12 protein-coding genes are annotated in these 22648 nt (G+C 68.8%); 1 reads left to right on the forward strand and 11 read right to left on the reverse strand.

Annotation, left to right across the window (positions count from 1 at the left end; translation table 11 throughout):
- From Q0U08_RS03555 to Q0U08_RS03575, 5 genes are all read right to left on the reverse strand, one after another.
- The coding region (locus Q0U08_RS03555; RefSeq protein ID WP_298089789.1) for a glycoside hydrolase family 3 N-terminal domain-containing protein at nucleotides 1-1695 on the reverse strand (1695 nt) is incomplete at its 3' end.
- Between the two features lie 68 nt (nucleotides 1696-1763).
- On the reverse strand, nucleotides 1764-3749 hold the full coding sequence (locus Q0U08_RS03560) for a hypothetical protein (protein WP_298089771.1): 1986 nt from the start codon (nucleotides 3747-3749) through the stop codon (nucleotides 1764-1766).
- A gap of 88 nt (nucleotides 3750-3837) precedes the next feature.
- A complete protein-coding gene (locus tag Q0U08_RS03565; protein WP_298089772.1) occupies nucleotides 3838-6735 on the reverse strand; it encodes a TonB-dependent receptor in 2898 nt (965 codons plus the stop codon).
- Between the two features lie 105 nt (nucleotides 6736-6840).
- Entirely contained in the window at nucleotides 6841-7767 is a 927-nt protein-coding gene (locus Q0U08_RS03570) for a FecR family protein (protein WP_298089773.1), read from the reverse strand.
- Nucleotides 7736-8323, reverse strand: coding sequence for a sigma-70 family RNA polymerase sigma factor (locus Q0U08_RS03575; protein WP_298089775.1), 588 nt, complete (start codon nucleotides 8321-8323; stop codon nucleotides 7736-7738). The genes Q0U08_RS03570 and Q0U08_RS03575 overlap by 32 nt, the downstream gene beginning before the upstream one ends.
- A gap of 142 nt (nucleotides 8324-8465) precedes the next feature.
- On the opposite strand from Q0U08_RS03575, the gene Q0U08_RS03580 reads away from it, so the two are divergent.
- Nucleotides 8466-9500, forward strand: coding sequence for an SDR family oxidoreductase (locus Q0U08_RS03580; RefSeq protein WP_298089776.1), 1035 nt, complete (start codon nucleotides 8466-8468; stop codon nucleotides 9498-9500).
- On the opposite strand, the gene Q0U08_RS03585 is transcribed toward Q0U08_RS03580, so the two are convergent.
- The 6 genes from Q0U08_RS03585 to Q0U08_RS03610 are packed head-to-tail and all read right to left on the reverse strand — an operon-like array spanning nucleotide 9487 to nucleotide 22638.
- On the reverse strand, nucleotides 9487-11406 hold the full coding sequence (locus Q0U08_RS03585) for an alpha-L-fucosidase (protein WP_298089777.1): 1920 nt from the start codon (nucleotides 11404-11406) through the stop codon (nucleotides 9487-9489). The two genes, Q0U08_RS03580 and Q0U08_RS03585, sit on opposite strands and share 14 nt — an antisense overlap.
- Before the next feature lie 14 nt (nucleotides 11407-11420).
- Nucleotides 11421-13751, reverse strand: coding sequence for a GH92 family glycosyl hydrolase (locus Q0U08_RS03590; protein WP_298089778.1), 2331 nt, complete (start codon nucleotides 13749-13751; stop codon nucleotides 11421-11423).
- A 31-nt stretch (nucleotides 13752-13782) separates the two neighbouring features.
- Entirely contained in the window at nucleotides 13783-15207 is a 1425-nt protein-coding gene (locus Q0U08_RS03595; RefSeq protein ID WP_298089779.1) for a glycoside hydrolase family 125 protein, read from the reverse strand.
- Nucleotides 15204-17720, reverse strand: coding sequence for a glycoside hydrolase family 3 C-terminal domain-containing protein (locus Q0U08_RS03600; protein ID WP_298089780.1), 2517 nt, complete (start codon nucleotides 17718-17720; stop codon nucleotides 15204-15206). The genes Q0U08_RS03595 and Q0U08_RS03600 overlap by 4 nt, the downstream gene beginning before the upstream one ends.
- Nucleotides 17717-20308 carry a glycoside hydrolase family 2 protein gene (locus tag Q0U08_RS03605; RefSeq protein WP_298089781.1) on the reverse strand — a complete coding sequence of 864 codons (2592 nt, stop codon included), beginning with the start codon at nucleotides 20306-20308 and terminating at the stop codon, nucleotides 17717-17719. Before Q0U08_RS03605 ends, Q0U08_RS03600 begins: the two co-directional genes overlap by 4 nt.
- A complete protein-coding gene (locus tag Q0U08_RS03610) occupies nucleotides 20308-22638 on the reverse strand; it encodes a family 20 glycosylhydrolase (RefSeq protein ID WP_298089782.1) in 2331 nt (776 codons plus the stop codon). Before Q0U08_RS03610 ends, Q0U08_RS03605 begins: the two co-directional genes overlap by 1 nt.
- Nucleotides 22639-22648: the final 10 nt, after the last annotated feature.

A 22648-nucleotide genomic window follows, 5' to 3' on the forward strand; every position in this document is an offset into this window, starting at 1 on the left:
GCCGGTGGCGGGGCGATCGTAGCTCCAGGGTTGCTGGCCGGTGGCGAGGGGAAAGCTGACGGGCAGGCGGCCGGACGGTTCGGCGCGGCCGAACAGGATGTCGGCGATGGCGGTGCCCGTCTCCGCGCCCAGGAACCAGGTAGCGAGGATCGCGGGGGCATCGCGCACCGCGCCTTCAAGCGCCAATGCGCGACCATGACGGAGCAGGATGACGAGCGGCTTGCCAGTGGCGGCCACCGCCTCGGCCAGCGCCTGCTGCGCGGGCGGCACGGTGATCGCGACGCGGCTGTTGCCTTCACCGGACATGTCCGCCCCTTCGCCGATCGCCAGCAGCACCACGTCCGCCGCCCGCGCCGCGGCAACCGCACGATCGATGCCGCCGGGCAGGGGATCGTGAATGCCGCTGCCCGCCTCGACGGTGAAGGGGCGGATTGCGGTGGCAAGGTCGATCCCGTCCTCCGCCCGCCCGGCGAACGACCAGGGGCCGTTCAGATTCTTGTGGTCGGCGCCGAACGGACCGATCAGCGCGATGCGGGTGGCGGGGGCGAGCGGCAGTACCGCGCCCGTGTTGCGCAGCAGAACGATGCTGCGCGTCGCCGCCTCCCGCGCCAGCGCGCGTGGTGGCCGCCGGGCCGGCTGGCGGAGGCCGCGAAAGGGATCGTCGAACAGGCCAAGCGCGTCCTTCAGCGCCAGCACGCGGGCCACGGCGCGGTCGACCACCGCCAGCGGTACCGCGCCGCTTGCCACCAGCGCGGGCAGATGGCGCTGGGACAGCCCGCTCTGCATCGACATGTCGATCCCCGCCATGATGGCGAGACGTGCGGCATCCGCCTCGTCCGCGGCGACACCGTGCGCGATCAGCTCGCGATCGGCATCATAATCGGACACGCAGACGCCGGTGAAACCCAGATCGCCGCGCAGGATATCGGTCAGCAGGTGGCGATTGGCGGTGGCGGGGATGCCGTTGAAGGCGGTGAACGCGGCCATGGTCGTCGCGGCCCCGGCGCGAAAGGCGGAGGCGAAGGGTGGTAACACCACCTCGCGCAGATGCGCGTCGCTCATGTCGACGGCGCCATATTCCATGCCGCCGCGCACCTCCGCATAGCCGGCGAAATGCTTGGGCGTGGCGGCGAGCGCGTGTGGCCTGGTGAGATCCGTGCCCTGAAAGCCGCGGACGCGTGCCACCGCCAGCGCGACGTTCAGCGCCACATCCTCGCCCGCGCCCTCCGCGACGCGGCCCCAGCGCTGGTCGCGCGCGACATCGACCACCGGCGCGAACGTCCAGTGAATGCCCGCCCCGCTCGCTTCCACCGCGACGGCGCGGGCGACGCGCTGCGACAGATCGGCGTCGAAGGCGGCGGCCTCCGCCAGCGGGATGGGGAAGATCGTGCGGCAGCCATGGATGATGTCGGCCGCGAAGAGCAGCGGGATACCCAATCGGCTGGCGCGTGCGGCCTCCTGCGCGCGGATCGCGCCTTCGGCGCCATAGCCGTTGAACAGCATGCCGATACGCCCTGCGCGAATGTCGGCCAGTTGCGCCGCGGCCCCTTGCGCGTTCACCACCGGGTTGAACACCGCGCCGACGGGCCGGATCTCGTCGTTGAAGCAGGAGAGTTGTCCTGCCTTCTCCGCGATCGTCATGCGGGCGATCAGCGCGTTGATGCGGGTTGCGGCGGCGCCCGCGGGGCGGGGCACGGCCGCTGCGGCGGCGAGCAGTCCGGCACGGGCGAGCAGGGTGCGGCGGTCCAGCACCCGTGCCGCCGTCACGACGCCGGCGGCCGGAGGGCGAGGAACACCGTGCTCCACAATTGCGCGGCGTTCGATTCGTCCGCATCCTCCGATTGCGCACCGAACGGCGCGACCCGGTAGCCGCCATCGCGATAGGCCCAGGACCAGAGTTCGGAGGTGCGCACCTCGCCCGCCGACTGGATCGCCCGCCAGAGCTGCGTGCGCGCGGCAACCGCCCTGGCGCGGATATCGGCGGGCAGGTCGGTACGCGCGATCTGGCGGTTCAGCCCGGCGGCTAGCACCGCCTGCTGCCACGACCAGACGACGGTGCCGTGATAGGCGCTCGCACCGAAGCGCGCCTGCACGTCGGGCGCGGCGAACGCAGGGTTGGCGACGAGCAGCCCGATCGGCGTCATCAATCCGGCGGGGAAGGGGCGCATCATCGCGGTCAGCGACCGCTCGAGCGCGGCCGCATCGGGATCGGTGAAGAGCAGCGCAAAGCCGTCATCCGAATGCAGCACCGGAACCGCCGCACCATCCGCCTGCAACGACAGGGCGTTGAACGTCACCGGCGCGCGTCCGAGCGCGGCAAGCGCGTCCTGTGCCGGTACGCCGACCTTGCCGGCATAGTCGCGCACCGCCTGCGCGGCGCGGTCAGCGGGGATCGTCACCGTGAACAGCGGTGGCGCGGCGCGGTGCCATGCCGCGGCCTGCGCACCGGCCTTGCCAATGGTGGCGCGCTGTGCGGGCGTACCAAAGGACGTGAGCAGCCCGGTGCGGTCGATCGCGGCGATCGCATCCAGTGCGGCCGGAACCCAGACGGCATTGACATCATAGGGGTAGCGGCCGCGACCCAGACCCTCCTCGCTGTCGCGCCATTGCCCGGTCAGGCGGTCGCCCTTCAACCCGATCAGCCGGTCGACGGCGGGCGATGCCGCGAAGGCGGCGGTGCGCTCCACCACCCAGGCGAAGTTCGCCACCAGCCGGTCGCCCTGCGCCCGGCCGGTGGCGTCGCGACTGTTCAGAAAGGTGGCCGCAGTCGGGGCACCGCGCCCGAGCAGCCAGGCGCTTGCAACGGGGGCGAGCATGAAATCGTCATCGACCATCGCATAGTCGTAGATCGGGGTGGCGATGCGCCCGCGCCCTTCGCGCATGTTGCGCAGCACCGCGAACTCGCCAATGTCCTCCTCATGCGCGACCTCGCCATTGGCGGCGAGGCGGGCGAGCACCGCGCCCAGCCCGGCCTCCACCGCGCCGGGTTGCAGCACCGGCATCAACAGGCGCAGGCTCATCAGCGTGTCGCGGCCGAAATAGGTGTCGAACCGCCATGACCCGGCCAGATATTTTTCGCGGTAGGACAGGAATTGCAGCGCGTTCTGCGCGCGCGCGTCGCTGCCGGCATGGCCGTTCAGCAGCGCGGGGCCGGCGAGCGGGGTCAGCGGTGTCTCGCCGGTCGCCGCGGTGATGGCCAGCGTGATGCGGCCGTCCGGACCGGCCTTGACGCGGTCGCCCTGGATCGTGGTGCCACGCAGGCCCGCCATCGACAGCGCGTATCCGGGGGCACCGTCCAGCCGATCGCGTGCCCATGCGCCTGCCTTTCCGGCGACCAGTATCTCGGCAGGCGCCTTGCCCAGCGCTTCATAGTCGCGCAGCACGCGTACCGAGGACAGTACCGCCTGCCGGAACCGCAGTTCGGCCGCATCGACGCTCGCCACCGCCCGCAGGCCGTGGAGCTTGCCCGAAGCATAAGGGGTCGGCGCCCGATCCAGCCGCCATGTGACCGGCGTGGCGGTCTTCTCGAACCACAGCCCGGTGCCGCTGTCGCCGGCAGGAAAGGCGACCAGGATGCGCGGATCGTCGCCCGATCGCAGCAGCAGATGCGCCGCGACCGGACCTTGGCGCAGGAACGCGTTGATGTTGCGTCCCTCGTCGATGCGGAACGCGAGCGGTGCGGCGGTCTGCTGCGCCACCGTCGTGGCCCCGGCGATGGCCAGTGCGGAGGCGAGAAGCAGGCGGATCATCGGCAGGCGTCCTTTTAGTTCATGGCCCTCTCCCCGTGGGAGAGAGGGATTCGGCGGGCACCTCTCTCCGCGGGGGAGAGAGAAACCATCAGAAATCGAACCGCAGGCTGGCGACGGCGTTGCGCCCGTTGATCGGCCGCGCGAAGTAGAAGTTCGATCCCGTATTCTCGTTGAACCCGCCGCGCGGATTGCCTTCGGTCAGGCCGACCGCGTTGCCGATATTCTCGACCGAGGCGTTGAAGGTCACCCCCTGCGCGACATTGACCATCACGCCCGCCGAGAACAGGCTGTAGCCGGGCAGTTCGAGCTGGTTGGAAATGTCGGCATAGATCTTTCCGATCCGCCGCCAGCTGCCATAGATTTCGCCCAGGCCGTTCGGCAGCACGATGGCGGGGGTGACCGCGACGTTGATCGCGGGCGTCCGTTCGGGCTTGTTGCCGTCGAAGCCCTCCACCTGGGTACGCAGGGCCTGCGCGATCTGGTTGATGTCGATCGGGTTGCCGCCCTGGAAAGCGGACAAGGAGCGGATGTCGATCTTCGACTCCTGGATCACGCCCACCGCCTGCACGCGGAACCATTCCACCGGCCGCACCGTCACGTCGAACTCGCCGCCCCATACCTTGATGCCGGAATTGGCGGTAAGCTGCTGCGTCACCGTCACCCCGTTCACCGTCGTCTGCACGTCGCGCGACTGCGGGTAATCTAGGAAGTTGGTGTAGAAGCCCGTCACCGACGCCTGCACCAGCCGGCTGGAATAGCGCAGGCCGGCTTCGGCGAAGCGCAGGTCGGTCGGCCGGTTCTGCTCCTGCGCCTGAAAGCCGGTGGCATAGCGGCCATAGACGGCAAAGCGGTCGGTGATCAGGTAGTTGGCGCCCAGCGTCCAGGCGATCTTGTTGAACTCGCGCCGCTGGCGCGAAAAGGTGCCGTCGAAGCTGCCACCGCCATATTGGGCAATGTAGTTGTTGGCGATGATGTTGTCGTTGTCGGAGATCAGCGTGCCGTTCGGTGCAAAGACACCGGCGCCTGCCACCGGAACCTGGCCGACCGTGTTGCCGCCCAGCCGGTTGAACACGAAATGCTCGAAGCGGATGCCGCCGTCGATCCGCAGCTTGTCCCACAGCGTCAACTGGTCGGTGGCGTAGGCGGAGATGGAGGTGAACTTGGCGCGGCTCGGCCCCTCGCCGAACGTGCCATAGTTGAGGAAGCCGTTTTCCGTCAGGGAGCCGACCACGCCATTGGCGGCATCGAGCGCGACGACGTCGACGCGACGTGCGCGGTCGCGCACGTCGGTCAGGAAGGTGGCGGCGCCCACCGCGTCGTTATAGCGACTCGACTTGGTGAACAGGCCGCCGATGGTCAGCGAGTTGTTCGGCGTCTGCCAGGTGATGCCGGTGTCGCTGTTGAACTCCTTTACCGAGGCGCGGTTGTCGCCGATCACGCTTTCGGCGATCAGCCCGTTGCCGTTGATCGCGTTCAGCGCCGCATCGCCGCGGATGATCTGCCCGGTATCGACATAGCGCAGGCCGAGCCCGGTGGCGCCGGCCGGCGCGAACCGGTTCAGCGTCTGCACGCTGGTCGCGTTCACGCCCGTGCCGGTGGTGCGCAGGCGTTCCGAGGCAAGTTGCAGGGCGGAATTGTCGTAGGAAAAGATCGAATTGAAGTCGGTGCCGAAGCGCGTGTAGCGACCGCGCGCGAAGAAGTTGAAGTCGCTGCCGAAATCCTGGGTCAAGTCATAGCCATAGGACTGCGCCTTGGTATGCACGCCGTCTACCAGGTCGATATCCTTGAACGATGCGCCCGTGGTGGGCGTGGTACGCACCGTCACGCGCCCGAAGTCTCGGCTTTGCAGCAGGCCGTGAGTGGCGGACAGGCCGGGGATCGACTGCGGATCGCCGACGCCCGTCACCGGGATGGGCACGTAGAAGATGTTGTGATCGTCCACCACCTTGGCGGACAGGGTCAGCCGGCCGGTATCCCAGCGCTGGGAGATGGCGGCGCGGAACAGGAAGCCGTGATTGGCGTCATAGCCGGGATCGCGGATGCCGTCGTCGCGGCGGTAGAAGCCGCCGATCGCAATCGCGGTGTTTTCCGCGATCGGTTTGGTCATGAACGCATCGACCCGCGCGGTGGCGAAGCTGGAGGTGGTGAGCTGGAAGGTGCCGCCCGCCTTGTCGAAATCGGGCTTGCGCGTGATGAAGTTGATCGTGGCGCCCGCGCCGTTGACGGTCAGGATGCCCGATGCGCCCGAGCGTACCGCCTCCAGCCGGTCGATATAGGCTTCCTGCTTCAAAATCGTGTCGGACAGCGCGTTGATGTAGAAGACGGGCAGGCCGTCCTCCTGCAACTGCACGAATTGCTGCCCGCCGCCGGCCAGACCGCGGACCGAGAAGTTATTCGACACCTCGCCGCCCGATCCCTCGACGAAGATGCCGGGGACCAGCTCCAGCGCCTGCGCGGTCGAGCGGGGGGCCTTGCGGTCCAGATCCTCGCGGGTGGCGACGGTGATTGCGGAGGAGGAGGTCAGCACGGTCTGGCCGCGGGTGCGGGTGCCGGTGACGATGATTTCGTCCAGTTCGTTGTCGGCCTGTTGCGTCGGGGCTTCGCCGGGCTGGTTGACGGTGTCGGTCTGCGGGGCGGCGGGGTTGGCGGGGTCGGCCTGTTGCGCGCGGACGGCGGCGCTGCGGGGGGCGGCTAGGATCGCGGTGCGGCCGTCGAACGAGGCGATCGACAGGCCGGCGGAACCGGCGACGCGGCGTAGCGCCTGCGGTACGCCGTAGCTGCCGCGTACCGCCGCGATCCGGCGGCCGCGCGTCGCTTCCTCGGGCGCGAGAACCTGGATACCCGCCTGCCGCGCAAAGGCGACGATGCCGCTGGCGGCGGGCTGGGCGGCGATGTCGAAATGCTTGGTCTGGGCATCGGCGGCGGCCGGGCTGGCGACGACGATCGCCATCAGCGATGCAGCGGTGAAGGTAGCGCGAAGCGGCATGTGATGATCCTCCCCTATGGTTCTGGCGACGCATCTGCGCGCGTCTCGCCAGGGTAGATGGACGGCTGTTGCATTTCCGTCCGGACTGGTCCGAATTAATTGGGGTTAATTCCGCCGTGTCAGCCGGATCGCGCCCGCATCGCGCTCGACGCGCGCATCGGTCATCGCCGCGGCGGACCGCGCGAAGCCGTCAACATCCTCGGTGCGGAACCAGCCGACGATGCGCCGGTCGGCCAGGCCCGCCTCGACCGACAATTGCTGGTGATTGTAGCGGTTGAACTCGGCGGCGGCATCGCCCAGCGTCATGCCGTCCAGCACGATCTCGCCGCGCCGCCAGGCCAGCGCCTCGTCGATGCGGGCCGGTGCGACCTGTGCCTCGTCCGCGCCGCGATCGTCGCGAACGACGGCGCGCGATCCGGCGGCCAGATCGAGGAAGCGCGCGGGCGCATCGACCGACCAGACGCGCACGCGCCCCTCGTTCACCACCACCTGTGCCTGTCCGGCCAGCCGGCGCACGGAAAAGGCGGTGCCCACCGCCTGCACCCGCACCGCCCCCGCCTCCACCACGAACGGCCGGCGGGTGTCGTGCGCGACCTGGAACCAGGCCTCGCCGCTGTCCAGCATCACCCGGCGCGCATTGCCCGCGATCGTCACGCGCGAGCGGCTGTCGGTGTTGAGCAGCATGGTCGATCCGTCCGCCAGCCGTGCCGGGCGGCGCTCGCCCACCCCGGTTGCGAAGCGCTGCGCCGGATCATGCTGCACCCACCAGCCCAGCCCGGCAACGCTGGCCGCCGCCAGCCCCGCCGCGCCCGCCAGCCAGCGCCGCCGCGATACGGCCGGCGGTTCGGCCGCGGCGGCGGGCAGGCCGGACAGCGAGGTCCACAGCGCCTGTGCGCGGATCAGCGCGCCGCGGTGGCGCGGGTCGGCGGCCAGCCACGCGTCCAGCCCGGCATCCGGCCCGCCACGGTCCAACCGCGCGACCCAGGCGGCGGCGGCGGCGTCAATGGCGGCGGCGGAGGGGCGTTCGTCCATGTTTCATCCGTTGGCGCGTCGGCAGTTCGGCGCGCTCATCCTCGCTCAATCCGGCCAGCACGGTGCGCAGGCCGCGCGCTAGGTCGTTCTCCACGATGGTTTCGGTCACGCCCATGCGCTCGGCGATCTCGCGCTGCGACAGACCATCCAGCTTGCGCAGCCGCAGGATGGCGCGCGCCCGGTCGGGCAGTGCGCCGATCAGCGCCTCGACATGGCCGAGCAGACCACGACCCGCCACGATACGTTCCGGGTCCAGTTCGTCGGCGATCAGGGCGGGCGCGATGTCCGCCAGCGATCCCGCCGCCTCGATCCGGACCACGCGCGCCCGGCGGATATCGGCGAGCACGACGTTGCGCGCGGTCTGGAACAGATAGCCCCGCGGGTCGGTGATGTGTGCGAACCCGTCCAGTTCGGCGAGGCGGCAATAGCTTTCCTGTATCACGTCGTCCGCCTGATGCTGGGGGAAGGTGCCGCGCAGCCATCGGCGCAGCGCAGGTTCGTGCGGCAGCACCTCCTGCGCGATCCATAGCAGCAATGGCGTGTTCGCCCGGCGCATCGTCCCCCTCGTCCATCCCATGATGCATGGGTGGCCCGTTTCCGTCGCGGGCGCCGCAAAATAGGGGCAATCGGGCGCAGGGCAAAGGCCCGACCCGGTATGCCACGCGTTGGACCGTGGTTTTTCAGGAGGATGCGCCCCCATGTCCCGCAAAGATCCGTCCCGCAAAGATCCGTCCCGCAAAGATCCGATCACCGTCGTCATCACCGGCGCGTCGAGCGGGATCGGCGCCGCCACCGCGGAAGCCTTTGCCGCGAAGGGCGCGCATCTGGTGCTGGCGGCGCGCAACAAGGGGGCGCTGGACCTGGTGGCGGAGCGGTGCCGCGTGGCGGGTGGCGAAGCCCTGGTGGTGGTCACCGATGTCACCGATGCGGCGGCGGTGCAGGCGCTGGCGGCTCAGGCGCGCGATCATCTGGGCAGGATCGACCTGTGGTTCAGCAATGTCGGGATCGGTGCGGTCGGCAAATATCACGAGGTGCCGATGGAGGCGCACCGGCAGGTGATCGAGGCGAACCTGCTGGGGCACATGCACGATGCGCATGCGGTGCTGCCCATCTTCCTGGCACAGAAACGCGGCACCTTCGTCAACATGATCTCGATCGGCGGGTTCCTGGCCGCACCCTGGGCGGCGGCCTATGTGGCGAGCAAGTTCGGCCTGCGCGGCTTTTCCGAGGCGCTGCGCGGTGAGGTGTCGCAGTACCCGCATATCCATGTCTGCGACGTGTATCCGACCTTTGTCGATACGCCCGCGATCGCCCATGCGGGCAATTATACGGGCGGCAAGACATCGGTGCCGCCCGGCGTGCTCGATCCGCGCAGCGTGGCGCGCGCGGTGGTGCGCCTTGCCGACCGGCCGCGCAACACGACCGCGGTGGGTGCGCCCGCCGCGTTCATGAAGATCACGCAGTTCGCCACGCCAAATCTCAGCGCGGCGATGATGAACGGCTTCATGGGGCGGTACTTCGCCAAGGCCGATCCCGTGCCGGTAACCGGCGGCAACCTGTTCCAGCCGCCCGAGGATGACGGCGCGGTCGATGGCGGTTTCCGCCGGCCGAAACAGCGCCGCGCCGGGATTGCCGTGGCCGGCGCGGGCGCGGCGCTGCTCGCCGGCTGGCTGATCGCGCGGGGCAAGTCCCCTCCCGCCAGCCGGGAGGGGGAACCGGTCAGCGAACGGTGAAGGCGCCGATCTCCGCCACGGTCAGCTTGCCCGCGGGCACGGCGGTGGCGGCAAAGGACAGGCGCAGGAAGCGGGCCTGACGCGCCTTGTCGAAGGTCACCCGCTGGGTGGCGAGCGCATAGGCGATGTTGCCGAACTCGCCGCTGGCGCCCGGTGTCCAGCTCTTGCCGTCCATGCTCGTCTCGCAGACATAGCCGCGCGGCGGCGCGGTGTCCTTGGCGACGGTGCGCGACGGCGTCAGGCTGAAGCCGGCGAGCATCTGCGTGGCGCCAAGATCGATCGTCACCTGCGCCGGCGCTGCGGCTCCGGGTGCCGGCACGGTCCAGCGCGTGCCCGCCTCATTGTCGATCAGCGCCTCTGCACCCGCCCCCGATGCGGCGACGATGCGCCAGCCCTGCTTGGCCAGGATCGTCGGATCGGACGAGCGTACCGGCGCGACCGCGACGGGCATGACCTGTCGGAACAGGGCGATCTCGCTGATCGCGGGGCAGGCGGGGGCTTCCACGATGCGCAGGCGCAGGCGGCGGGCGGTGACGGGTTTCGGCAGGCGGATGATGCGTTGCGCCGAAATGCACGCATGCTCGGCCACGGTGCGCCAGCCGGCCCCCTCGTCCAGATCGACCGCAAAGCGCGTCACGCGCACACCGAGCGGCAGATACTCGCGCAGGCGGATCACGTCGAATGGCCGCCCCGGCGGCAGGTCCAGCGTCAGGCTCGGCGTGGTCACCCCGTCGGGTGACGACCAATAGGTGTCGCGCCTGCCGTCCAGCACGCGTGACGCGGAAAAGGCTGGCCCACGTTCATGGCTGGCGCGTGCGACGGCACCTTGCGCAAGATCGGTGGCGTAGGTCCTGGCCTGCGCGTCGCCGAAGCTTTTCAGCACCGCGACATCGTGCGCGTGCAGTTGCCCGGTGCGGTCGGGCGGCAGGTTGAGGTTCAGGTTCGTGCCGCGGCCGACCGACTCGTCGTACAGGCGGAGCAGACGCTCAGGATCCTTGACCTTGGCATCCTCGTCGGCGTGGTAGAACCAGCCGGGCCGGATCGACACATCGGTTTCGGCCGGCCACCAGAGCGGCGCACCACGCACCCCCGAATTGCCCTCCGACTGGACATAGGGGTGGTTGGGCATGGTCGGCCAGCAGGGGTCACCCGCAATGCCGTCCTCGTTACCCACCCAGCGCACATCGGCGCCGAGCGGATCAAAGGTGCAGGCCATCGGCTGATGCTGATGGACCAGCGCGATCATGCTGGGCCAGTTGTAATATTTGGGCGCATCGATCTTCCGCGTCTCGCGCGCGCCGCCATAATAGCCGTCGCCGCCATTCGCGCCGTCGAACCAGAATTCGAACAGTTCGCCATAGCGCGTGCAAAGCTCGACGATCTGGGCACGGAAATAGTCGATATAGCCCTGCCGGCCATAGTCGGCATGGTTGCGGTCCCAGGGCGAGAGATAGAGGCCGAAGGCGAGGCCGGCGCGCCGTGTCGCCTTCTCCATCTCGCCGACGATATCACCCTGGCCGTTCTTGTACGGGCTGTTGCGGATGCAATGTTCCGTCAGCTTCGTCGGCCACAGGCAGAAGCCGTCATGATGCTTGGCGGTCAGGATGATGCCGCGCATGCCGCCCGCCTTGGCGGCGGCGACGATCTGGTCGGGATCGAAATCGCTGGGGTTGAACAGCTTCGGGCTTTCGTCGCCATAACCCCATTCGCGATCGGTGAAGGTGTTGATGGAGAAATGGACAAAGGCATATTGTTCGCGCGCGTGCCAGGCGAGTTGACGCTTCGATGGCGTTGCGCCCCAAGGCTTCGGTGCGGCAGTGGCTTGCGCAAAGGCGGGTGTGAAAGCGGGAAGCGCCGCGCCCGCGGCACCGGCGGCGATCAGCGAGCGACGGGTGAAATCGGTCATGTCAGTCTCCGGCATCAGGCGGGGGTGCGGCCGAACGAGGGCGGTCGATCGGCAAGCGCGCGGCCAAAGCCCGGTTCAGGCGTCGCGCTCATCGTAAAGGTCAGGCGGCCGCCCTTGACCAGATCGGCATGGGAGATCCAACTCTTCGTCCAGGGACGGCCGTTCCACTGCACCGACTTCACATAAGGCGTCGTCGGGCCGTTGCCGGGCGCATCGATCACCAGCCGCTTGCCGCCCGGCAGCGTCAGCATCGCGCGCTCGAACAGGGGCGAGCCGAAGACATATACCGCCTCGACCGGATCGACCGGGTAGAAGCCGAGCGAGGACAGCACGAACCATGCGCTCATCTGCCCGCAATCGTCGTTGCCGATGATGCCGTCGGGATCGTTCTTGTACATTTCGGTCAGCAGCCGGCGCACCATGCCCTGCGTCTTCCACGGCGCACCGACATAGGCGTAGAGATAGGCGGCATGCTGATCCGGCTCGTTGCCATGCGCATACTGGCCGACCAGCCCGGAAATGTCGGGCGGCGCGTTCTTGGGAAGCGTGGAGGGTGCGTTGAACAGCGCGTCCAGCTTCGCCTCGAACGCGCGCTCGCCACCCATATGGGCGATCAGGCCATAGACGTCGTGCTGGTTCAGGAAGGTCGCCTGCCAGCCATTCGCCTCGGTATAGTCGCGCCACCAGGGCTTGGGCATGTGGCCGAGTTGGATCGGATCATAATCCTTCCACCACGTCCCGTCGTCGAAGCGGGGGCGGGCGAAGCCGATCGCGGGATCGATGACGTTGCGCCAGTTGCCCGATCGCTTGAGCAGGCGGTCCGCCTCCGCGGTGCGGCCGGCTGCACGCGCGATCTTGGAGGATGCCCAGTCGTCATAGGCATATTCCTGCGTGCGGCTGACGCTTTCGAACCATTTGTCGGCGGGCACATAGCCCTTGGCATCGTACAGGTCGCGGCCCTTGGAATTGTCCAGGTCGCGCATGGTGAAGTCGAAGGACCGTTTGGCGATGTTGGGCCAGGCGGCGGCGTAATCGGCCTTGATCCCCTTGGCCTGCGCCTCGGCCAGCACGGGCACCGCGTGCCAGCCGATCATCGTCCCCGTCTCCACGCCCTGCAGCGGCCAGACGAGGGGGCCGAGCGGGCTCTCAGCGGTCTGGCGGATCATGTCGGCGACCAGGCTCTGCACCCGGTCGGGCGCGACGATGGTCAGGAGCGGATGCAGCGCGCGGTACGTGTCCCACAGCGAATAGGTGGAATAGGCGCGCTCGCCCGCGGGCAGCGTGTGGACCTGCCGGTCCATGCCGACATAGCGGCCATCGACGTCGGAGAAGAGCGTCGGCGCGAGCAGCGCGTGGTACAGCGCCGAGGTCATGATCGTGTGCTGGTCGGGCGTGCCGCCCTCCACCGTCACCGCGTCCAGCTCGCGCGCCCAGGTCCTGGCGGCGTCACGGCGGACGCTGTCGAAATTCCAGTGCCGCGCCTCGGCCGCGAGGTTGCGGCGGGCACCGTTGACATCGACCGCGGAGATGCCGCAGCGGATCAGCACCGGTTTGGCGCCGGCATCGTCATAATGCAGCACCGCCTTGACGCGCTTGCCCTGCACGGCGGTGGCGCCGGCGGGCTGCTGCGCGTCGTCGTCGCCGTAGAAGGTGACGCGGTCGGGCTTGCGCGACAATTGCATCGCGAAGTGGATGCGCCGGCCCTTGGCCCAGCGATGGACCCGGCGGCCGCCGGTCAGCGTGCCGTCAGCACTCACCGCGAGGCTGGCCTCGTCGATCAGCGGCGCGGCGTCGGACTTGTCGAGGATCAGGTGCGAAAGGTCGACCAGGATATGCCCGGCGCCGGCCGGGAAGGTATAGCGGTGCCAGCCGGTCCGCTCGGTCACGGTCAGCTCGGCGCGGACGCCCGATTCCAGCGCGACGCGGTAATAGCCGGGCTCGGCATGTTCCGCCGAGAAGCGCTGACGATAGCCGGCATCGGGATTGTTCAGCGGACCGGGGAGCAGTTGCACGGGGCCGCGGGTCGGCACCACCAGCACGTCCAGCATGTCGCCGATGCCGGTGCCGGACAGGTGCGTATGGCTGAACCCCATGATCGAGCCGTCGCCGTGATGATAGCCCGAGCAGGTGTCCCAGCGCTCCACATCGGTATCGGGTGACAATTGCACCATGCCGCCGGGCAGCGTCGCGCCCGGATAGGTGTGGCCGTCGCCGCCGGTGCCGATGAACAGGTTCGCCTTTGCCGCAGCCGGGCGCGCGGCGAAGGCGGGGAGGGGGGTACCCAGCGCCGCGGCGGAGGCGAGCAGGGTGCGGCGGGAGACGGTGCCGGTGCGGGGCTTGCTCATCGGTGGTCCTGCTGGTGGAGGGGAGAGGGGGTCACAGCGTTTCGCGCAGGATCGCGGGGTGCGTGCGTGCCAGCGTGACGATCAACTGGCCGAACAGGCCGTTGGTCCAGGCGAACCAGTGCCGCGTGAACTTCGACGGATCGTCCTGGAAGAAGGATTCGTGCATGAAGCCGGTGCCGGCATCGGTGTCGCGCAGCGTCTTCAGGCAGGCGCGGATCGTCGCGGCGTCGTTCGTCGAGGTGGCGCGCATGATCAGCGACATGTGCCAGATCCAGCCGAGGCCGACATGCGGACCACCAATGCCCTCGCCGGCCGTGCCGCGGAAGAAATAAGGGTTGGCATCGCTCCACGCCGCCGCCTCCGTTCGCCGCCACAGCGGGTCGTCCATCGGCACGCAGCCCAGATAGCCGAGCGCGGACAGCGACGGCACATTGGCATCGTCCATGAAGATCGCGTTGCCGAAGCCGTCGACTTCGAACGCCCAGACCTCCGACCCGTCGCGCAGGCGCATCGTGCCCCATTGGCGCAGCGCCGCCTCCACCTCGTCGGCGAGTGCAATTGCGTCACGGGCAAGCGCCGCATCGCCGCGTGCCTCGTTCGCCACCGTCGCCATTTCGCGCAAGCTCGTCACCGCGAACCAGTTGGACGGGATCAGGAAGAGATATTGGGTCGCGTCGTCCGACGGGCGGAAGCCCGATGCGATGAGGCCGACGGGTCGCATCGGATTGCCCCAGCCCTCCAGCGGCATCGTCTCGGTAGTGCGGTCGGATACGCGCAGGAAGCTGTAGGGGCCGCGATCGTCCTTGCGCTGCTGTTCGCGGAAGGTGCGGATCGTGGCGCGGGCACCCTCCGCCCAGGTGGCGTCGAACGGGCGCTTGTCGCGGGTCGTCTGCCAATATTCATAGGCGAGGCGCATCGGGTAGCAGAGCGAGTCGATCTCCCACTTCCGTTCGGCGACGCCGGGCTTCATCTCGGTCCGGTCCTTTTGCGACCATTCCAGATTGGACGGCGCGGTCGGGTCCTCCATGAACGCGTTGGCATAGGGGTCGATCAGGATGCAGCGCGCCTGCCGGGCGATCAGGCCGCGGAACAGCTCGGCCAGCTTGGCATCCTCGCGCGCCAGATGCAGATAGGGCCGCACCTGTGCCGAGGAATCGCGCAGCCACAGCGCGTTGATGTCGCCGGTGATGACGAAGGCGTCGGGCTGGCCCCCCACCGTTCCCATCTTCACTGTGGTGTCCAGCGTGTTGGGGTAGCAGTTGCCGAACATCCAGCGCAGCTTGGGATCGGCGATCCGCTTCGACACGCGCGCGATCTCGCGCTCGACGGCGGGGCTGGTGAAGCGGCGCTGGCCGACCGGCGGGCGCTTGGAGGGGAGCACGGGCGCGGCGGCGAAGGCGGGCGTCGCGGCGAGCGCGGCGGCTCCGGCGACGAACTGGCGGCGGTCGATGCTCATTTCGGCAACTCCGTGTCCTGACCCGTCACGTTGAACGACACCCATTGGCCCGGCGCCGTCTCCGGCTGGCCGCCGCCGATCCACAGGCGGTAGTCGCCCGGTACGACATGGCGGCGCCCGTCACGATCGACCACGCTCATCCCGCGCGGATCGATCGTGAAGCGTGCGGTGATCGCCTTGCCGGCCTTTGGCGCGACGCGGGTGAAGCCGACGAGCTGGCGTTGCAGTACCGGCGCGGTCATCGTGCCGGGCTTCTGCGCGGGCGGCACCAGATAGGCCTGCACCACCTCCTCGCCGTCGCGCGCACCGGCATTGGTGACGCGCGCGGTGACGGTCAGGGTCTGGCCCGCAGCGACGCTGGCCGGCGCCTGCACCGCATCATAGCCGAAGCGGGTATAGGACAGGCCGTGACCGAAGCCCCACATCGGCGTGCCGGTGAAGTAGCGATAGGTGCGCTCCTTCATGCCGTAATCGACAAAGGCGGGCAGGTCGGTCGTCGCCTTGTACACGGTGACGGGCAGGCGGCCCGACGGGCTGGTGGTGCCCGCCAGGATCTCACCCAGCGCGGTGCCGCCGGCCTCGCCCGGATACCAGATCGTCAGGATCGATTCGGCCAGCGCAGGGTCGACCGTCACCGCGCTGCCGCTCGCCAGCACCAGCACGACCGGCTTGCCCGTCGCCTTCAGCGCGGCGAGCAGCCGCTGTTGCGCGGGTGGGATCATGATGTCGGTCCGGTCGCCGCCGACGAAGCCGGGCACCTGCACCTGAAGCGCCTCGCCCTCCAGATCGGGTGACAGGCCGCCGACGACCACCGCGACATCCGCGCTCTCGGCCGCCTTCACCGCCTCGGCGATCATCGGCGCTTCGGGGGGAAGCCAGAGCAGGCGGAAGCTTTCATCCTCGCTGGCATGGTCCAGCGTCAGGTCGAAGGGCTGGGGGGTGCCGTCGCTGTCCCAGGCGATCTCGACCCGGCCCTTGGGGATCGCGCCGTCGTGCAGCATGCGTCCGCCGATCGACAGGCGTGCGGTGTCGTGCGCCGTGCAATTCTTCCAGCACTGCGCCTGGTCGAGCATCAGCCGGTACGCGCCCGGTCCCGGCGGGGTGATCGTGCCCGTCCAGCGGCCGACCCAGCCCGTTGCCGGCAGGCCCTCGGTCGGGGGCACGCGGGTGATGTCCAGGTCGATCTTGCGCGCCCGTTCGCTCTTCACCACGCGCCCGCCGACGCTGTACGTCGCCGTCAGATCCTTCAGCGCAGTCTCGGGCAGCACCACGGGTGCGCCGTCCGCCAGCACCGACCCTTGCGCATAGGCGACCTGGCCGAACTTGGCGCGGATTCCCTCCAGCGGCGTGACGGGGCGTGCGGTGGTGCCGTGGTAATTGCCCTGCAACACGCCCAGATCATCGGCATTGGCGCCGATCACCGCCAGCCGGGTGCCCGGCTTCAGCGGCAGGCGGTCGCCCTCGTTCTTCAGCAGGACGATGCTCTTGCGCGCGGCTTCCAGCGCCAGCGCGCGGTGCGCAGGCTTGCCGATCTCGGTCGGCTTGATCCGGCTCCACGGGCTCGTCGCGCCGAATGCGATGCCGAGCGCCCGGCGTGCCTCCAGCGAGCGGGCAAGCGCGGTATCCACCTCCGCCTCGGTGATGAGGCCGCGGCGCACCGCTTCGGGCAGCGCGGCATAGGCGTTGCCGCAGTTCAGGTCGTTGCCGCCCTTGATCGCCGCCGCCGAGGCGCCCGCTCCGTCCAGCCGGTAATGGTGGAACATGTGGATGTTCGCCACCGCGTCGCAGTCCGACACGGTAAAGCCCTTGAACCCCCAGTCGCGACGCACCCGGACGTTGAGCAGATCGGAAGAAGCGCAGGCCGGCGTGCCGTGGATCGAATTGTACGCGCACATCAGCGAACGCGCCTTGCCGTCGATCACCGCCATGCGGAAGGCGGGCAGGTATGTGGCCTCCACATCCTGCGGGCTGGGATCGACATCGAAGCCGTCGCGCCCGGCTTCCGGCCCGCTATGCACCGCCAGATGCTTGGGCGTGGCGATGACCTTGGGGTATCGGGGGTCGGGCCCCTGCAGACCTTGCACGAAGGCGACGCCCAGCTTGCCCGTCAGATACGGGTCTTCGCCGTACGTTTCCTGCCCCCGGCCCCAGCGCGGATCGCGGAAGATGTTGATGTTGGGCGACCAGATGGTCAGCCCTTCATAGATGCGGCGATCGGCGCTTGCCGGCTTGGTGTTGAACTTCGCGCGCGCCTCGGTCGCCACCACGTCGCCGATCTTGCCGACCAGCGCGGTGTCCCAGGTCGCGGCCATGCCGATCGCCTGCGGAAAGACGGTGGCATGGCCATTGCGCGCGAGGCCGTGCAGACCCTCGCTCCACCAGTCATAGGCGGGCAGCCCGGCCTGCGCGTCCGCCGGCGCAGTGCTTTGCAGTTGTGCGGCCTTTTCCTCGATCGTCATCGTCGCGATCGCGGTGGTGACGGGGTCTGCGGTTGCGAGCAGCAGCCAGATCATTTGCGGTTCCCCAGGGTGCGCACGGTGAGCGCCTTTTTGAGTGTGGCGGGCGAGGCATCGGAGGTGACGGTGAGCGTGCGGCTTTCACCCGGCAACAGGTCGAACCCGTCATCGGACGGCTGTGCCGCCACCGCGCCGAAATCGAGCATCACCGCGCGGGCGAGATTCTTGGCGGTGACGGTCACGTCACGGCCCTGCCAGCGAACCGTGATACCCGGATCGGGCCAGGCGATCGCCTTGGGCAGCACGCGCTCGACGATGCGGCGGCTGACCACCTGATCGCCGATCAGCAGTTCGGCGACGCCGTAGCTCGCCTCGGGTGCCGCGCCCGCGAACAGCGTCGTATCGGGTACGCTCACCGCCTCGCCGGCGGAGAGCGGCGCCAGTGTCACGTCGCCCGATTGTTCGCCCAAAGCGTGCCCGTCCATGCCGAACCCGCGCACCCGCCAGCGGGCCGCGATCGGCGTCGTCGCGTCGGAGACGAGCGCGATGCGGGTCGCACCGTCCTTGTGCTCGGCGACGATCGCCTGGGCTGCGAAGAAGCGCTTCATCTCGTGGTGGAGCAGCTTCCACTGGCCGTTATAATCGATGCTCGACCACGACACGACCGGCCAGACATCGTTCAACTGCCAGTAGAGCGAGCCCAGCGTCACCGGCCGGCAGGCGCGGTGATGGAGTGCGGCGAGCGAGATCGCCTGCGCCTGGTTGACCTGCGACAGATAGGCGAAGTCGGCAAAGTTCTTCGGCTCGCCCAGGCGTTCGCGGATGTAGAACATCAGCCGCTCATTGCCTTCGCCCGCCAGGAACTTCTGGTGCGCCTTCATCACCGGGCTGTCGAACTTCAGGTCCAGCGTGCCGGCGAAGTCCTTGATCGTCGACAGGTCCGGCGTGCCCTGAAAGCCATATTCCGACATGAAGCGCGGGCAACTGTCCAGATAACGCTCGACCGGCTTCGACCCCGACCATACGTCCCAGAAATGCCGGTCGGCATCTGCATCGGTATCCACCGGACCTTCATAGTCGGTGGAAGGTGAATTGGGCCAATACGGTACGCCCGGATCGAAGTCGCGCACCGCCTGGCGCAGCACGCGGTCGAACAGCACCGCCATGCCGGTGCCGATCCGCTCCTGCTCGTCCGCCCCAACCCGCTTCTTGAACGCCTTGCGGTCGGACCAGTTCTCCCAGCCCGCCAGCACCTCGTTGCCGCCCGCCCACAACACGATCGAGGGATGGCCGGACACGCGCGCGACCTGCTCCTCCGCCTCGATCCGCACATTCTCGCGGAAGTCCTTGTCCGGCGGCGTCACCGCGCCGCCGAACATGAAGTCGGACCAGATCATCAGACCCAGCTCGTCGGCCGCATCGAAGAACGCATCGGGCAGATAATACCCGCCGCCCCAGATGCGGATCATGTTCATGTTGACCGCTTTGGCGTCGGCCAGCATCTTGCGCATGGCGTCTGCCGTGACGCGCGAGGGAAAGCTGTCGAACGGGATCAGGTTCGCGCCCTTGGCGAAGATCGGCGTGCCGTTCACCTTGAAGCCGAAGCTGCCGTCCTTGCGGATCAGCTCCACGGTGCGCAGGCCGATCCGGCGCTGCGCGCTGTCGCTGGCCTGTCCGTTCTCCACCAGCGTGCCGGTCACGCGGTAGAGCGGCTGCGCGCCGTACCCGACCGGTTGCCAGCGCTGCGGATTGGTGATGCTCAGCGGTATGCTGACCCGGTTCATGCCGGGGGCCAGCGTGACCACCTGTTCGGCGTTGACCGCCGCGCCGTTCGGTCCGGTCACCGCGGCGCGCAACGTCGCGGGGCCGGCGGTGTCGGCCATCACCTCGAACTCGGCGGCCAGCCGTGCCTCGCCGTCGTTGAGCGCGATCTGGTTGACCCGGAACTGCGCGACGCGGGCATCGTCCCACGCTTCCAGCTTCACCGGCCCCGACGGACCGACGTTCAGGATGCGGGGGCCCCAGTCCCAGCCATAATGATATTTCGCCTTGCGGATATAGGGGGAGGTCTGCTTGCCCTTGGGCTCGTCGCCGAAGAAGCTGTCATATTCGCCGGGGAGCGGGTTCGCCTCTGCCAGCACCTTGGGCTGCAGCGTCGCGATCGGCGGGGCGAAGCGGATCGTGATCGTGTTGCGACCCGGCTTCAGCCACGGCTTGGCATCGATCCGCCAGGTGCGGTGCGCATTGTCGGCCTTCAGCACCGCCTGCCCGTTCACCGACACGGTGGCAAAGGTGTCCAGCCCCTCGAACACCAGATCGAGGTGATCGCGCGCCGCCATGTCGGCGCTCACGTCCAGCATGCGGACATATTGCCAGCCGGTGCGGCCGACCCACTGGATTGCCGCCTCGTTCAGTCCCTTGAACGGATCGGGCACCCGCTTCGCGGCGATCAGGTCCTGCTGCACCGTGCCGGGCACGCGCGCCGGCAGCCACTTCGCCTCGCGCGGGTGCGCCTTGGCGGCGGCGGTGTCGGCGGGATCGATCCGCACCGTCCAGCCGTCGTTCAGCGGCACCACCGATTTTGGCGCGGCGACGGCGGCCGTGGAGGCGAGCAGCAGCGGCAGGGCGAGCATCCAGGCGCGCATCACTGCGCCTCCGTCAGCGTCATGCGTTCCACGGTATAGATCGGGTCGCTGGTCGGTGCGGTGAATTGCAGGCAGATGGTCTTGTCTCCCTTGTCCGTCTGGGTGGCGTCCATTGCGGGGAATTGTCCTGAAAAGCGCATGCGCTGCGGCGCGGTGGCGGGGTCGGGCAGGGGGAAGCTGCCCGCGATGATCGGCTTTGGCGCATCCGTGTCGGACGGGGCCTTGCAGCCGACCAGCACCAGCAGTTCGCCATGCGGGGTGACGCTATAGTGGCGGCGCACCTGGTCGAATTCATGCGCCAGCCCGTAATGCCGGGCCAGCCGCGCGACCTCGATCGTATAGCCCTTGGCGATGTCGACCGGCGCCTCCGGATAGGCGGTGCAATTGTCGAAGATGTTGACGTTGTAGGCGGGGCCGTTGGCGGTCGCATCCGGGGTCAGCGCGACGCGCAGGTTGAGCTTGCCGCCCGGGCAGGCGACCATGTCCGAACTCGTCCGCGTCAACAGCGCGGGGCGGGCGGTGGCGAAGTCGCGCACCCCCGCCAGTTGCTGACCATCGGCGCCGAACGGCGCGGCGCGGATCGTCGCGCCGGGCTTCATCGTCAGCGCCGTGGTGTAGCGCCTCGACCGCGCGGTCGGCTCGGTGCCGTCGAGCGTATAGCGGATCGTGCCCTGCGGCGCCTGCTGCTCCAGCGACACGCGCACGCTGTTCGCACGCAGCGCCTGCCCACGCGTATCCGCCAGTCGGTATTCGACCGCCAAGGCGCTGTCCGCCACCTCGACCCCGGCGCGCTCCCACCGCTGCATCTGCGGCACCAACCGGGATACGAAGCCGGGAAAGTCGCGCGGACGCTGGATCCAGCCATTCTCCGCAATCGCCGCGATGCGCGGGAAGACGGCGTGCTGCACCTGCCAGGGCGTGACGAAATATTCGCTCCACCCGTTCATCTGCACGCCCAGCACATGATGCGCCTTGTCCGCCGGAATGCCCGCCGGCATCGGATCATAGGCATAGACATCGGCCAGCGTCTTGATCTCCGACCAGCGGCCCGGCGGCTCGTTGCCCTGGGTGCTCTGCATGCTGTCCAGATACAGGATCGGGGATGGAGACAGCACTACGTCATGGTCCTGGCGCACCGCCTCCACCGCGCCCTTCTCGCCGCGCCACGACATCACCGTGGCCGATGGCGGCAGGCCGCCCTCCAATATCTCGTCCCAGCCGATCAGGCGGCGGCCCTTGCTCGCCAGATATTTGCCGAACTCGTCGATCACCCAGCTTTGCAGGCCGTTTTCGGTCGAAATGTTCAGCGCCTTCATCTGCGCCTGCACCTCGGGCGAGCGCTCCCACTGGTCCTTCACCGCCTCGTCACCGCCGAGATGGATATAGGTGCCGGGAAACACGTCGATCAGCTCGTCCAACACGTTGCGGATGAACGCCATGCCCGCCGGATTGGGGTTCAGCAGATAGGGCATCACCCCCCATTCGTTGCTGACCGGCGGCCGGTTGCCCAGCACGCCGATCTCCGGGTAGGCGGCGACCAGCGCCTGCGCATGGCCGGGCAGGTCGATCTCCGGCACGACCGTGATGCCCCGGTCGGCGGCATAGGCGACCAGCCCGCGCAGTTCGTCCTGCGTGTAGAAGCCACCGTGGCGCGTCGTCGGTGCCGGACCGCCGGTGGAGGGGGGTGTGCGCCACGCCCCGATCTCGGTCAGTTTGGGATAGCGTTTCACCTCGAACCGCCATCCCTGATCGTCGGTCAGGTGCAGGTGCAGCGTGTTCAGCTTCACCGCCGCCATCTGGTCGACGATGCGCTTGATCTCGGCCAGCGGCTGGAAATGACGCACCGGATCGACCAGCAGCCCGCGCCAGGCGAAGCGCGGTGCGTCGTCGATCGTCACCGCGGGAACGCGCACCGGCTTGCCCATCGCATTGTCGGGACTGAGCAACTGCGTCAGCGTCATCGCGCCGTGGACGAATCCGGCGGGCCTGGAGGCGGTGATCCGGATGCCGCCCGGCTGCACGACCAGTCGGTAGGCCTCCGCGCCCGCAATCGCGTCGTCCTGCGCGAAGACGATCCGCGCATCGCCCTCGGCAGGGGCCAGCGCGATGCCGCGCACGGTGCGGACGTGATCGACCAGCAGCCGTGCCGCGGCCTGCGCCTGCGGGGTTTGCGTGGCCACGGTGGTGCCCGCGGAAACGGTGATGCTGCCTGAGCCACGCGTCACCGTCTGCGGCATGGGCAGCAGCTTCATCGGCGCCTGCGCAGCGGCCGGTGCGGTGAATGCTAGCACCAGTCCCAGTCCGATCGATGCCGTCGCCGCTCGACGCATGCCTGCCCCT

This window comes from uncultured Sphingomonas sp. (assembly GCF_946477935.1).
GTDB lineage: Bacteria > Pseudomonadota > Alphaproteobacteria > Sphingomonadales > Sphingomonadaceae > Sphingomonas.

Coding starts and splice junctions, on each gene's coding strand:
- Q0U08_RS03575 (WP_298089775.1), bottom strand. CDS start 8,323: ATGCGCCGGGCGAACACGCCATTGCTGCTATGGATCGCGCAGGAGGTG.
- Q0U08_RS03570 (WP_298089773.1), bottom strand. CDS start 7,767: ATGGACGAACGCCCCTCCGCCGCCGCCATTGACGCCGCCGCCGCCGCC.
- Q0U08_RS03605 (WP_298089781.1), bottom strand. CDS start 20,308: ATGCGCGCCTGGATGCTCGCCCTGCCGCTGCTGCTCGCCTCCACGGCC.
- Q0U08_RS03600 (WP_298089780.1), bottom strand. CDS start 17,720: ATGATCTGGCTGCTGCTCGCAACCGCAGACCCCGTCACCACCGCGATC.
- Q0U08_RS03560 (WP_298089771.1), bottom strand. CDS start 3,749: ATGATCCGCCTGCTTCTCGCCTCCGCACTGGCCATCGCCGGGGCCACG.
- Q0U08_RS03590 (WP_298089778.1), bottom strand. CDS start 13,751: ATGAGCAAGCCCCGCACCGGCACCGTCTCCCGCCGCACCCTGCTCGCC.
- Q0U08_RS03595 (WP_298089779.1), bottom strand. CDS start 15,207: ATGAGCATCGACCGCCGCCAGTTCGTCGCCGGAGCCGCCGCGCTCGCC.
- Q0U08_RS03565 (WP_298089772.1), bottom strand. CDS start 6,735: ATGCCGCTTCGCGCTACCTTCACCGCTGCATCGCTGATGGCGATCGTC.
- Q0U08_RS03610 (WP_298089782.1), bottom strand. CDS start 22,638: ATGCGTCGAGCGGCGACGGCATCGATCGGACTGGGACTGGTGCTAGCA.
- Q0U08_RS03580 (WP_298089776.1), top strand. CDS start 8,466: ATGTCCCGCAAAGATCCGTCCCGCAAAGATCCGTCCCGCAAAGATCCG.
- Q0U08_RS03585 (WP_298089777.1), bottom strand. CDS start 11,406: ATGACCGATTTCACCCGTCGCTCGCTGATCGCCGCCGGTGCCGCGGGC.